The sequence below is a fragment of the Salinibacter ruber DSM 13855 genome (genome assembly GCF_000013045.1).
Taxonomy (GTDB): domain Bacteria; phylum Bacteroidota; class Rhodothermia; order Rhodothermales; family Salinibacteraceae; genus Salinibacter; species Salinibacter ruber.
In genome coordinates this window covers 2,295,665-2,309,073 of sequence record NC_007677.1, presented here as the reverse complement: position 1 = coordinate 2,309,073, position 13,409 = coordinate 2,295,665, and the positions used below count along the sequence as shown (strand labels likewise).

At 70.5% G+C, this 13,409-nt stretch carries 8 protein-coding genes; 3 read left to right on the top strand and 5 right to left on the bottom strand.

The genetic code is table 11. The features are described from left to right. Window positions 1–9 precede the first annotated feature (9 nt). The 4 genes from acnA to SRU_RS09815 all read right to left on the bottom strand — a co-directional run bounded on the left by acnA (window position 10) and on the right by SRU_RS09815 (window position 5,908). Window positions 10–2,742, bottom strand: a complete 2,733-nt coding sequence (gene acnA / locus SRU_RS09830) for an aconitate hydratase AcnA (RefSeq protein ID WP_011404603.1) — start codon at window positions 2,740–2,742, stop codon at window positions 10–12. A gap of 139 nt (window positions 2,743–2,881) precedes the next feature. Further along, window positions 2,882–3,529 (bottom strand): polysaccharide deacetylase family protein, encoded by a 648-nt coding sequence (locus tag SRU_RS09825; RefSeq protein ID WP_011404602.1) that lies wholly within the window; start codon window positions 3,527–3,529, stop codon window positions 2,882–2,884. Between the two features lie 47 nt (window positions 3,530–3,576). After that, window positions 3,577–4,563 carry a hypothetical protein gene (locus SRU_RS09820; protein ID WP_112904241.1) on the bottom strand — a complete coding sequence of 329 codons (987 nt, stop codon included), beginning with the start codon at window positions 4,561–4,563 and terminating at the stop codon, window positions 3,577–3,579. Window positions 4,564–4,612: 49 nt separating this feature from the next. Next, entirely contained in the window at window positions 4,613–5,908 is a 1,296-nt protein-coding gene (locus tag SRU_RS09815) for a BamA/TamA family outer membrane protein (RefSeq protein WP_011404600.1), read from the bottom strand. A 104-nt stretch (window positions 5,909–6,012) separates the two neighbouring features. Between SRU_RS09815 and purD the strand changes: the two genes are divergently transcribed. The 3 genes from purD to SRU_RS09800 all read left to right on the top strand — a co-directional run bounded on the left by purD (window position 6,013) and on the right by SRU_RS09800 (window position 11,910). Beyond that, window positions 6,013–7,305 carry a phosphoribosylamine--glycine ligase gene (purD, locus tag SRU_RS09810; protein ID WP_011404599.1) on the top strand — a complete coding sequence of 431 codons (1,293 nt, stop codon included), beginning with the start codon at window positions 6,013–6,015 and terminating at the stop codon, window positions 7,303–7,305. A 14-nt stretch (window positions 7,306–7,319) separates the two neighbouring features. Next, a complete protein-coding gene (locus tag SRU_RS09805) occupies window positions 7,320–8,243 on the top strand; it encodes an NHL repeat-containing protein (protein ID WP_011404598.1) in 924 nt (307 codons plus the stop codon). Between the two features lie 85 nt (window positions 8,244–8,328). Then, window positions 8,329–11,910, top strand: coding sequence for a hypothetical protein (locus SRU_RS09800; protein WP_162713383.1), 3,582 nt, complete (start codon window positions 8,329–8,331; stop codon window positions 11,908–11,910). A gap of 57 nt (window positions 11,911–11,967) precedes the next feature. Here SRU_RS09800 and murA read toward each other — a convergent pair whose 3' ends face one another. Continuing rightward, window positions 11,968–13,287, bottom strand: coding sequence for a UDP-N-acetylglucosamine 1-carboxyvinyltransferase (murA, locus tag SRU_RS09795; protein ID WP_231847091.1), 1,320 nt, complete (start codon window positions 13,285–13,287; stop codon window positions 11,968–11,970). Between the last annotated feature and the right edge of the window lie 122 nt (window positions 13,288–13,409).

Below are 13,409 nucleotides of genomic sequence, written 5' to 3'. Positions count from 1 at the left end.
GGCCTCCCGCTACGCCGTCACCGGGGCCTCCCGCAGCGTCTCGCGGAGGACGTAGTGGAGAATGCCGCCGTGGCGGTAGTAGCGCACCTCGACGGGCGTGTCGCACCGGGCGATGGTGGGGAAGGTGGTGGCCGTGCCGTCCTCGGCCGTGGCCGTCACCGCAATCTCCTGGCCGGGCGCAAGGTCGTCGTCGAGCGGAATGTCGAACGTTTCCGTGCCGTCGAGCCCCAGGCTGTCGGCGTCCGCGCCGTCGGCGAACTGGAGCGGCAGCACGCCCATCCCGATCAGGTTGGAGCGGTGGATGCGCTCGTAGCTGGCAGCGAGGACGGCCTCCACGCCCAGCAGGTCGGTCCCCTTCGCGGCCCAGTCGCGGCTGGAGCCCATGCCATAGTCCTCGCCCGCGAGCACCACGAGCGGCACGTCGTGTGCCTGGTAGTCCATCGCCGCCTCGTAGACGCTGGTCACCTCGCCGTCCCGCAGGAAATTCTTCGTAACGCCGCCTTCCGTGCCGGGCACCAGCTCGTTCTTGATGCGGATGTTGGCGAAGGTGCCGCGCATCATCACCTCGTGGTTGCCGCGGCGGGCGCCGTACGAGTTAAACTGGCGCGGCTCCACGCCCTGCTCGATCAGGTACGTCCCGGCGGGGCTGTCTGGCGGGATGGCGCCGGCGGGCGAGATGTGGTCAGTGGTCGTCGAGTCGCGCACCTTCACCAGCACGCGGGCGTCCTCAATGGAGTCCACCGGAGGCACCTCGGGCGTGAGGTCGACGAAGAAGGGCGGCTCCTTGATGTAGGTGGAGTCCTCCTCCCAGTCGTAGACCGCCCCTTCCGGGATCTCGATCTCGTTCCACGTCTCGTTGGCGTCCTCGATGCCCTCGTACTCCGCGGCGAAGAAGTCGGGCTTCACGGCCGTGTCGACCAGGCGCTTCACCGCCTCGCTCGACGGCCAGAGGTCCCGCAGGTACACCTCGTCGCCGTCGGCCGTCTCGCCGATCGGGTCCGTGGTGAGGTCGATGTCGACGGTGCCGGCGAGGGCGTAGGCCACCACGAGCGGCGGCGAGCCGAGGTAGTTGGCCTGCACGAGCGGGTGGATGCGGCCCTCAAAGTTGCGGTTGCCGCTGAGCACGCCGGAGACGATCAGGTCGCCCTCTTCGATGGCGTCCTCCACCGGGTCGGGCAGGGGGCCGCTGTTGCCGATGCAGGTGGTGCAGCCGTAGCCGACCGTCGCGAAGCCGAGCTCTTGGAGGAAGGGCAGCAGGTCGCTCTCCTGGAGGTAGTCGGTCACGACCTTCGATCCGGGCGCGAGGCTCGTCTTGATGTAGGGCGGGACGGTGAGCCCGGCCTCGACGGCGTTCCTGGCGAGCAGGCCCGCGCCCAGCATCACGGAGGGGTTTGAGGTGTTCGTGCAGCTGGTGATGGCCGCGATGACCACGTCGCCGTGCGTGAGGTCGAGCGTGTGGGTGCCGTCGTCGTACGTGCCGGTGGCGCCGAGGTCGTCCGCGTCGAGCCCAAAGCCGGTGGGGCCGGACGGAGCGGTCAGCGAGTCCGCGAAGGCGTCCGGCAGCTCCGGGACGCGGATGCGGTCCTGGGGGCGCTTGGGGCCGGCCACGCTCGGGGTGACGTCGCCGAGGTCCAGCTCCAGCACGTCCAGGAAGTCGGGGGCGGGCGTGTCCGGGGTGTGGAAGAGGCCTTGCTCCTTCGTGTAGCGCTCCACGAGGTCGACCTGCTCCTCGGAGCGGTTCGTGCGGCGCATGTAGTCGAGCGTCTCGCCGTCGATGGGGAAGAAGCCCATTGTGGCCCCGTACTCGGGCGACATGTTGGCGATGGTGGCGCGGTCGGGCACCGTCAGCGTCCGCAGGCCCGCGCCGAAAAACTCGACGAAGCGCCCCACGACGCCGTACTCGCGGAGCATCTGGGTAATGGTGAGCACGAGGTCGGTCGCGGTGGCGCCCTCCGACAGCTCGCCCGTCAACTCGACGCCGACCACCTCCGGCATCAGCATGTAAAGCGGCTGCCCCAGCAGGGCGGCCTCCGCGTCGATGCCGCCCACGTCCCAGCCGAGCACGCCCAGGCCGTTGATCATGGTGGTGTGGCTGTCGGTCCCCACGAGGGTGTCGGGGTAGGCGAGGGGCGTCCCGTCCGCCGTGTCGCGCGTCCACACCCCGCGGCCCACGTACTCCAGGTTCACCTGGTGGCAGATGCCGCTGGCCGGGGGGACCACGCGAAAGTCGTCGAAGGCCTGCTGGCCCCACTTCAGGAACTTGTACCGCTCCTGGTTGCGGCGAAACTCCAGCTCGCTGTTGAGCTGGACCGCGTTTGGCAGGCCGAAGTGGTCCACCTGTACGGAGTGGTCGATGATGAGGTGGACCGGCACCTCCGGACTGATGCCGTCCGGGGCGGCGCCGAACCGATCCATCGCCGACCGCAGGGCCGCGAGGTCCACCACGGACGGGACCCCGGTGAAGTCCTGCAGCAGCACGCGGGAGGGCGTGAACGGGACGGCCGCCTCGGTCGGGGCGGCGGGGTCGTACTGCGCCAGCCGGCGGACGTGCTCTTCGGTCACGAGGTCGCCGTCGCACTCGCGCAGGAGGCCCTCCAGCAGGACGCGGATGGAAACGGGGAGCCGGTCGAGATCGACGCCGTCCAGCGCGGAGAGGCGGTAGAGATACGCGCGTCCGTGACCGGTCGCGAACGTGTCGAGGGCGTCGAAGGGATCGGGAGCGAGATCAGCGGGGGCAGACATCATCCGAAAGGGGCTGAAGCGAGGAGGCCGCGCGGGCTCCCTTCAATTCCGAAGGGCCCGCTGAGGCTCCGCCAAATCCGTGGGACGACCCCGTGGCGTCCCGCCGGGCATGTCCCCACATCTGTGCGGGAGAACGCCTTTAAAGCGCGTCAAACGTCCAGCCCTCGGCGGAAAGCGTGCGGAGAATGGTCTCCAGGGCCGGGAGGGTGACGTCCTCGCAGACGGGATTGTCGTGGAGGACAATGACGGAGCCGGGGCGCACGTGGCGCACCACGAAGTGGGCCACCCGCTGGGCCCGGGCGGTCTTCAGGTAGTCGCCCGGCATCACGTCCCACATCACCATCCGCTGGTTCTGGGCCGCGCACCACCGGCGGAGCCCCTGCGTGGGGTGGCCGTAGGGCGGGCGGAGCGCCCGGAGCCGGGTTTGCGTGAGGGACTGCAGCCGCCGCGTGGTGCGGGCAACCTCACTCTGCAGCTGCTCGTGGGGCACGGACCAGGGGTCGACATGGGTATAGGTGTGGTTGCCGACGAGGTGCCCGGCCCGGGCAATGGCGCGGGCACGGCCCGGATGCCGGTCCGCGTTCTGGCCGACGAGGAAGTGGGTGGCCTGCGCGTCGTACTGCGCGAGCAGGTCGAGCAGGTCGTCCGTGAGCTCCTCGGTCGGGCCGTCGTCGAAGGTGAGGTACGCGGTCTTGGCCGCCGCCTCGACCCGCCAGAGGAGGTCCGGAACGAAGCGGTGGAACGGGCGCAGGCCGTGGGTGGCCAGGTAGGGAATGAGGAAGCGCATTGCGGGAGGCGTACGACGGGATTTGGTGCGCGAGTCGAGCGGGTGGGTCAGGACGCTCGTGTTTCATTATGGGCGTTCCGTCCGGCGTGCCGCCCTCGTGACGGGGCCACCAGGGCCCATCCGCCCGCGAGGGGGATGGAGAGCACCAGCATCAGGACGGTCGCGACGGTGGACCGGAGCAGTTGGCGCTGCCCGAAGTGGGACGCGGCCGGAAGGGTGAGCACCACGTCCGCGCCCATCTTGCCGAGCAGGGCGAGGAGGGTGGGCTGTCGCCACGCGGGCAGGGCGAGGGCGACCGCACAGCAGGCGAGCAATGCGGCGTGGACCAGCCAGAGCCCCACCGCCTGGGCCTGCACGAACCGGGACGGCGCGCGGATCGCCTGACGGAACCACTCGGCCTGATTCCGGAGAAGATCGACGAACGAATCCGCAGGCGGACGCGTCACGGCGGCCTCCGGCTCGGGATTGAAGGCGGCCGTAGCGGGTGCGAGAGGGGCGGGCGGCACAGAGGCCTCGGGGGACGTCGAGCCGGGGGGCCGCGATTTGGCGTCGAGGGCCCGGTTGGCCGTGCCGGGGCCCAGGGGAAGGCCCAGATGCGCGGCCCCGCCGAGGAGCGTCAGGCGGCCCAGGTGCTGGAGGGCCTCCAGGCGGGGCAGGAACAGGTCGTCGTGCTCCACCAGCGTAGGGCCCATCACGACGGGCGCGTCGGCCCGACTCTGCCGCACCATCGACTGCGGCCAGGTGGGCGGGGCGTCGGCCGCGGCGGGAAGGGTCAGGGTGACGTCGCCCGGGACCGGCCCATCGGGCCGCGCGACCGCAATGCGGTCGGTGGGGTACGCGCAGGACTGCACGGTGTCCCGGAGGCGTCCCGCATCCTCGTCGCGGACGGGAACGATCGTCACGGACGGCCACTCGGCGGGCGCGCTCGGCGGCGACCCGCGCCGGGCGGCGAGAAAGCCCAGGGCCGCGGCCCCTGCCAGAAGCGCATACGCTGCGACGAGGCCGGAGAGAATAGCAACGAGGACGGGCGGCATGAAAAACGGGAGGATCGACGGAGCGGCCGAGTGGACGAGGAACGATGGCCTACGGCTGGCGCAACTGATGATGGGGCGGACGCAGGGCCTGCAGGTCCTGATGCAGGGCAAACCGGACGCCCGTCACCCCGTCCGGGCCGACGCCGAGCGCCAGGTCGAGTGCAGGCACCTCGCGAAACGAGAGCCCCACCCGAAGCCCGACGGACGCGGCCGGCCGCAGGGGCACAGATGCCTCCCCCACGTCTGCGGCGTCGTCAAACGTGAGGTCAAGCGCCGCGTCGGCAAACACGTTGTCGTACACGCTCGCGGCGTGGAGGCCCACGTGGCCGCCGAGACGAAAGACACGCAGGGGCTGGGCGAGCGGAAAGCGGTACAGCATGCTGCCGATCAGGCGGTCGGAGTCGACGAAGCGGTGTCGGGACAACCCGGGGACCTGGGTGCCGTCGAGCATCGGGCGCAGGTAGTAGGGGACGGGCGCCTCGCCGCGCGCCACAGTGCGGGCCAGGGACAGCCGTCCCACCAGGCGATGCGCGCCGCCGAGGGGCACCAATCCTTCGGCGCTGAGGTCCAGGCGATCGTACTGCACGAAAGAGGAGACCGCCCCGTATCGCTCCCAGCCGCCGTTTAGGAGCAGGCCGCGCGTGGGCCGGGGACGAGGGGAACGGGTATCGTACTGCACGTCGACCCCTACGCGCAGGGCGGTATGGCTCGGGGCCAACGGGCCGATCCGCCTGCTCGCCAGTTGCCGGAGGTGTCGCCGGGACGCCGCGTTCAGGCTGGGATCCGCGGGGGACGGAACGCGATCGACCCGGTGCGCCGAGAGGCCGACGTGGGGCTGGAGGAGCAGTCGCCGGTCGAGAAAGTGCTGTCCGGCCCGAACGCGGACCCGGGCAGCGGAGCGTTCGATGGGCTGCCGGGCGTCGGATGACGACCTAGGCCCGAGTCCATAAAACCAGTCCCGGTTCGTGTGGAGGCCCCGGGCATTCACGAGCACATACTGGCGGGCCCGCTGGGGATTGGCACTGGCCCAGGCCGCGGTGGCCACCTGTTCGTGCCGGGCGGGCGCCGCGGTGAGAAGGGCCTGTGCGTGCCGACGCCCCAGGTGATGCACGACGAGTCCGGCCCCGGCGCCCCCACCGACCCGTGGGCTCCACGTGGCGAGGGGATACAGCCGGAGGTTGATGGCAGGCTCGTCCGGGGCCCCTGGAAACGCCTGCCCGGCCGCCGGCGCCGCCGCCAGCCCCACCATCCCGCCGAGGAGAAGGGCGAAGGCGGCCCGGAGACCGCGTTGGCGAAAACGCGTCTGGGATCCCCAGGAGGCAAAATGAGACGGGAGCGTGTGCATCAGTGGGAGCCGTCACCTATGTTGAAATGGATCCTGCCGCACGGCGCGGCGAGGGGGGAGGTTTCAGTGTAACTGGTTCTTCCCGGTCAGTCATCAAAAACCGTATGCGAATCCTCGTAGTCGGAAGTGGAGGACGAGAGCACGCGCTCGTGAAGGCCCTGGCCCAGAGCGATCAGGTGTCCGCCCTGTTCGCCGCGCCCGGCAACCCCGGCACGGCCCAGAAGGCCACAAACGTGGGCCTGGAGGCGACCGACCTGGACGGGCTGGTCGACTTTGCGGAGACGGAGGCCATCGACCTCACCCTGGTGGGGCCCGAGCGGCCGCTCGTGGCGGGCATCGTCAACCGATTCGAGGCGGCCGGGCTGCCCATCGTGGGGCCCACGAAGACGGCTGCGCAGCTGGAAGGCAGCAAGGCCTTCGCCGATCAATTCATGGCGCGCCACGACGTGCCAACGGCATCGTTCCGGGTGTTCGACGCGGAAGAGGCCGACGACGCGGCGGCTTACCTCGATGACGTGGGGGCCCCGGTCGTGGTGAAGGCGGATGGCCTGGCGGGGGGGAAGGGCGCCTTCGTGTGCTCCACCCTGGACGAGGCCCACGACGCGCTGGGCCAGATCGTAAACCAGCGGGCCTTCGGGGCGGCGGGGGATCAGGTCGTGATCGAGGAAAAGATGGAGGGGGAGGAGGTGAGCGTCCTGGCCCTCACCGACGGGGCGCACTACGTTCTTCTCCCGCCGTCCCAGGACCACAAGCCCATCGGGGAGGGTGGCACCGGCCCGAATACAGGGGGCATGGGCGCGTTTGCCCCGGCCCCGATCGTGGACGGAGCGCTGCTCTCACGCATCTGCCGCGAGATCATCGAGCCGACCCTTCAGGGCATGCAGGAGGAGGGCACGCCGTACCGCGGGGTGCTCTACTGCGGCCTCATGATCACGGAGGAGGGGCCGAAGGTGGTCGAGTACAACTGCCGCCTCGGCGATCCCGAGGCCCAGGTCGTGCTTCCGCTCGTGGAGTCAGACTTAGCCGCGCTCTTCCGGAACCTCGCGGACGGCGACCTGCAGGGTGGCAACCTCCGGACCACGCCCGGAGCGGCGGCCTGCGTCGTGCTCGCCTCGGACGGATACCCGACCGACTACGAGACGGGATTTGAGATTGCCGGGGTTGGGGACGCGGAGGCCCTGGAGGACGTGTCGGTCATCCACGCCGGCACCCGGCTCACGCCGGAGGGGACGCTCGTGACCGGCGGGGGACGCGTGCTCGGCGTCACCGCCACCGGACGAGACCTGCCGGCGGCCCTCGACCGGGCGTACGACGGCGTCGACCGCGTCGAGTTTGAAGGCAAGACCTACCGCCGCGATATTGGCGAGAAAGGACTGGCTCACCTGAATGCATCATAGGCCCCCCTGTGTGTATGCGTTGCCGCCATCTGCTGTGTGCTGGGCTTGCGGCCCTGCTTCTGTGGGGGGGCGGAGGCGCGTGGGCCACGGGCTCGGCGTGGGCGCAGGGGACAGACCGCGTAGCGGGGACGGTCCTTGCACAGTTTGAAGAGGCACGGGCGCTCGCCGTCGATCCGCGGGAGCGCCTCTACGTCGCGGACGCGGGGCGTAGCGTGGTGGGCATTTTTGAGGCCGATGGCACCCGCCGGGCTGTGCTGGGCGGGGCGGGCACACGACCGGGCACGTTCGACACGCCCTCGGCCATCGATCCGACGAACGGGCAGGTTCTCCTCGTGGCCGACACCTACAACGGGCGCGTCCAGCGGTTGTCGACGGAGGGGCAGTATCTCGAGTCGCTGCCCGTCGGGCAGACCGGGCGGCGGGCGGCCGGGGAGTGGGCCTTTCAGGACGGAGGAGGAGGGGCCTCGGTCCAGGGCGATGGACGGCCAATCGGGGTGGCGCGGGACGATGAGGGGGCCGTGTTCGTGCTCGATTCACGCAACCGCCAAGTCTGGAAGTGGAGTGACGTAGGGCAGGCGCAGGCCGTCGTGTCTGGGCGAGGAGGGCGGCTGCAGGATCCGGTTGCGTTGGCCCTGGGGCCGGACCGCCGCCTGTACGTGGCCGACGCCGGTCGCGAGGCGGTGCTTATCTACGATGCCGTCGGCACATTTCGCCGTCGCGTGCCCGGACTCGCCCCGGCCGCCGTGCAGGCCCTCGCCGTCCATCGCGGCCGGCTGTGGGTTGTGTGTCCGCGCCGTGTCCTCGTGTGGGACCGGGCGGTGGGCGTCGTCGCGGAGCACACGGTCGACCTCGGCGAGCCGCTCGTCGACGTGGCCGTGTACCAGGACCGCGCGTACCTGCTTACCGAAACGCGGCTGCTTCGGCGCCCGGCCTGGTAGCGGCAGAGAGACGAACGTCGTCGGGAGGCAGCGTCGCTCGGGGAATCGCTAATGCTCGTTTCGTTCCGCTGGCGCGGTACCGCTCGTGTTGTACGCTCCGTCGATTGTTCGGGTGCTGCTGCTGTGTGGTGTGGGGGGACTGCTCCTGGGCGAGGCGGCGGCGCAGGACACGACGCAGGTGCTGAGGGACCTCGGGCGTCACCGGGATACAATCGATACCTTTCAGCCGCAGCCGTATCAGCTACGCCGGTTTGTGCTGCCGGGCAGCGAGACGATTCGGGTCGGCCCGACGCGCCTCGATACGTCCGAGTACCGGATCGAGGCGCGAACCGGGCGGTTGTGGGTGCGTCGGGACGACCTCCTCGGGGCCCGCGACACCCTGTTCGCCCGCTACCGGACGTATCCGTTCGCCTTCGAGGAGGTGTATCGCCGCCGGGCCCCGGACACGAGTGCCGCGGCCGACTCGGCGACGGTGGTCGTGGAGGAGACTCGTCCCGACACCACCGGGTTCGATCCCTTCGCCGGCATTGACATTCAGCGGAGCGGCTCCATCTCGCGGGGCGTGGTGGGCGGCACGCAGCGCGACGTGAGCGTGGAGTCGGGCCTCCGCATGCAGTTGCAGGGCGAGGTGGCCGACAGCGTGTTCGTCCAGGCCCTGCTCACCGACGAGAACACGCCCATCCAGCCGGAAGGCACGACCCAGCGCCTTCAAGACTTCGACCGTGTCTTTCTATCGGTGGAGGCCCCCCAGGGCAGGGCTCGCCTCGGCGACGTGGACGTGGATCTCGACGGCGGGACGTTCGGCCAGTTCTCGCAGAAGGTGCAGGGCGTCTCCGTCGAGAGCGACGGGCTGGGCGCGGCCGCCGGGCTGGCGGAAGGGGAGGCCACGGCCTTCGGGGCGGTGAGCCGGGGGCAGTTCCGTACGCAGGACATCGCGCCGACCGACGGGGTTCAGGGGCCGTATCGCCTCCGGGGGGCGAACGGGGAGGAGGCCATCATCGTCGTCGCGGGGTCGGAGCGCGTCTTTCTAGACGGCGAGCGCCTCACGCGCGGCCGAACTGAGGACTACGTGATCGACTACACGCAGGCCGAGATCACATTTACTGCCGACCGCCTCATCACCGACGACCGGCGCATTACCGTCGAGTTTCAGTACTCGACCACGCAGTTCACGCGGACGCTGGTCGGTGGGCGGGCAACGGCGGGGGCGTGGCGGGGACGCGACGGCGACGCCCGGGTCAACGTGGGGGCCACGGTCGTCCGGCAGGCCGACGGGCGCGACTTTCAGACGGCCTTCGACCTGTCCCGCCAGGACTCGCTCCGCCTCGCGCGGGCCGGGGACGCGTCGGCGGTCCGGAGCGGGGCGCGCCGCGTGGAGTTCGATTCGGATGCGCCCTACGTCCACTACCGCCGCGAGCCGATCGCGTCGCCCGACGGGACGCAGGACACGATCTTCGTCGCCGTAGAGGACGCGCCGGCCCCGGACACCCCGGTCTTCCGGGTCCGCTTCACGCGGGTGGGGGCCGGAGAGGGAGACTACCAGCGCGCCGGGGCCGAGACGAACGGGGTCGTCTACGAGTACGCAGGGCCAGGAGATGGGGCCTACGCCCCCGTTCAACCGCTTCCGGCCCCGACCCGCCAGCGCCTCGTCGACCTGACCGGCTCGGTCGAGCCGGTGGCTGGTGTCGAGGTGTTTGGGGAGTGGGCCGGGTCGCTAAACGATCAAAATCGGTTCTCGGGACGCGACGCGGGCGACGATCGGGGCCGGGCGTGCACGGCCGGGGTGCGGGTCGCCCCGATGAGGATGGAGGTCGGAGGCACGACGCTCGGAACGGTATCGGGCCGGGTGCGGCGCCGGGAGCGGGGCCAGAACTTTGTCACGTTCGACCAGACGCGCCCCATCGAGTACGGGCGGCGGTGGAATCTCTCGCGCGGCGGGTCGGGGCTTCCGGACCGCCTTCTAGATCGCGGCGACGAGACGGTGGACGAGGGGCAGATGAGCGTCGACTGGGGAGACGATTCGTCTTTGAAAGCGGGCGGCGGGCGGCTGACGGTCGGGTCGGCCTTCGAGGCGTGGCGGCGGCGGGGGGCGCTCTCTGTTGAGGAGCCCGGATGGCCCCGCCTCTCACTCCAGGCCGTCTCCATCACCAGCACCGACCGGTCCGCGGAGGTCGAGGGGGCCTGGCGGCGGCAGGCGGCCACGGTGCGCCAGCCGCTCTGGGACGGGCGCCTGGAGCCACGGCTCGACGTGCGGCGGGAGCGCCGCCGCCAGCGAGCACGCGGCACGGACAGCCTGACGGCCGAGTCGGTTCGGTTTCTGGAGGTCCGACCCGGGCTGTCGTACGCCAACGGGCCCGTCGAGGCGTCCGCCAGCCTGGAGCGCCGCACCGAGCAGGGCGTGGTGGACGGTTCGTTTCGCGACGCGTCGCGGACGTGGACGGCCCAGACGGAGCTCGCCCTCGACCCGCAGGCGCCGTACCGGGTGTCGGTGCAGGGCGGGCTGCGACGCCGAGACGTCACCGATGTCTTCCGCCGCACCGGGCAGCGGCGCGAGACCGAGTCGGTTCTCATGCGGATCGACGGGCGAGCCCGGCCGCTGGAGCGGGCGGTCGACGCGCGGTTGTTCTACGACGCGGCGACCGAGCGCACCCCCATTCAGCGCGAGGTGTACGTCCAGACCTCGCCCGAGCGGGGGCAGTACGTGTGGCGCGACGCCAACGACGATGGCGTGCAGCAGGTCGACGAGTTCGTTCCGGAGACAACCCCCAACGAGGGCACGTACGTGCAGCGCTTCGTGCCGTCCGACACGCTCGAGTCCGTCGTTGATCTCCAACTGCGCACCCGCCTCGCGCTGCGCCCCCGGCGCCTGTGGCCGGACGGGGACGCGTGGTGGAAGAAGGGACTGCGCCTGGTCACCACGGAGACGCGCGTCCAGGTCCGTGAGCAGAGCCGGACCGACAATCCCACGGCCCTCTACCGGCTGGATCCGAATGAATTTCGGCGCCCGGGGCGCACGACCGACGGCTCACTGCGGCTCGAGCAGCGCCTGGAGGTGTTTCGGACGCAGCGGGGATACGGCCTGGATGCCTCCTGGCGGCAGGTCCGGGGCCTTACGGAGCGCGCCGCGGGGGGCGAGCGGCGGTTCCTGAACCGGTGGGAGGTGGAGGGACGGCTCCGCCCGGCCTCGTCCTGGCAGTTCCGGGCGACGGGCACGGCGGAACGCGACCGGGTGCAGAGCGAGGCCTTCGACGAGGCCCGTAGTTTCGACATCCGCACGCTCCGAATTCGGCCCAGTGTCTCGTACCAGCCCCGTCCTGCGCTCGACGTGACGCTAGCGGGGGTCTATGCCCGAAAGCGGGACCGGGCGAAGGGGCGCCGCGTCGACCTGTATACGCTGCCCCTTGAGCTGACATGGCGCCGCGCGGGGCGCCTGCGGCTTACGGCGAACGCCGAGGTGGCGCGGGTCGACCTCAACGGGACGGCCGTCGGGCGGGCGCAGTTCGAACTGACCGATGGACGCGGGCCCGGCACCTCGCTGCTCTGGGGGCTGCAGGGGCAGTACGCGTTTACGGACCGCCTCCGTGCCACGCTGAACTACGACGGACGCGCCCCGGCCACGACCGATCCGATCCATACGGTGCGCGTGCAGGTCAACGCCTCGTTTTGACGCCCGCTCCTGTGTAGGGCACACCTCGCAGCCCCGAGGAAAAGCCGCGAACGCGAGTTACCCGTCCTGAGCGGGGGCCTGGTCCGGCTCAGCAAACTCGTCGTACGCCTCGCGGTGGATGGAGACTCCGGCGCCGCGGAGCTTGTCTTCGAGGTCTTCGTACCCGCGGTCGAGGTGGTAGACGCGGAGAACGTCCGTGCGGCCCTCGGCGAGCATGCCGGCCATCACGAGGGAAACGCCGGCCCGCAGGTCCGTGCTCATGACCTTGGCCCCCTTCAGCGGCGCGCCCCCATGGATTGTCGCCGTGTTTCCGTCCACCTCGATCTCCATGCCGAGGCGCTGCAGCTCCGGGACGTGCTTGAACCGGTCGTCGTAGATCGTGTCCGTCACTGTGGCCGTGCCGTCGGTGCGGCTGAGCAAGACGGTCCACTGTGCCTGCAGGTCGGTCGCGAAGCCGGGGAAGGGGGACGTCTCGACGGAAACCGGACGGAGCGTCTCGGGGCGCGTGACGGTGACGGCTTCGGTGCCGTAGGACACGTCGACCCCCGTTTCGGCCAGCTTTTCCTTGAAGACCGGGCCCAGGTGCTCGTGGGTGCCCTCGTGGATGTCGACGGGGCGGCCGGGCTCGGCGGCGGTCGCGGCCATGAGGATGAAGGTGCCCAGCTCGATGCGGTCGGGCGTGTTGCGGAAGGTGCCCGCGTTGAGCGCGTCGACGCCCTGCACCTCGATCGTCCGGGTGCCGAGGCCGTCGATCTGAGCCCCCATCTCCTGCAGGGCGCGCCCGAAGGCCACCACGTCCGGCTCCTTGGCCGCGTTCTCGATCTTGGAGCCGCCCTGGGCCGTCACGGCGGCGAGCAGAAGGTTGATGGTGGCCCCCACGCTCACGGGCTCCAGCCGGAAGGTGCCGCCCGCGAGCCCGCCATTCGGGGTGGAGGCGTGCACGTAGCCCTCGTCCAACTCAATGTCGGCCCCGAACTGCTTCATGCCCTCAATGTGCAGATCGACCGGTCGGGGCCCCCACGCGCAGCCTCCGGGGAGGGACACCTTGGCCGTCCCGCAGCGCCCCAGGAGCGCGCCGAGCATGTAGAAGGAGGCCCGCATCTTCTTGACCAGTTCGTAGGGCGCCACCGGCGTCTCAATGGTGGTCGCGTCCACCGAGAGGGTGTGGGCGTCGGCATCGAAGGCGACCGCCGGCCCCCCGTGCCGAATGACCTTCGAAAAGGTGCGCACGTCCCGCAGGTCCGGTACGTTGGTGATGGTCGAGGGGCCTTTCGCCAGAAGGGTGGCGGCCATGAGCGGAAGGGCCGTGTTTTTCGATCCGCTCACGGTAAGGGGGCCTTGGAGCGACGACTCTCCGCGGACGACGAGTTTATCCATGGGGCAGCAATGCTGGTGGGAGGAAGGGGGCTGGACCGAGTGTGAAATCAAAAATGGTGCCGGATGAAAACGCCGATGCGTGAAATTGTTCGTCGGCAGGGGCGACAAAATGCATCGGATTC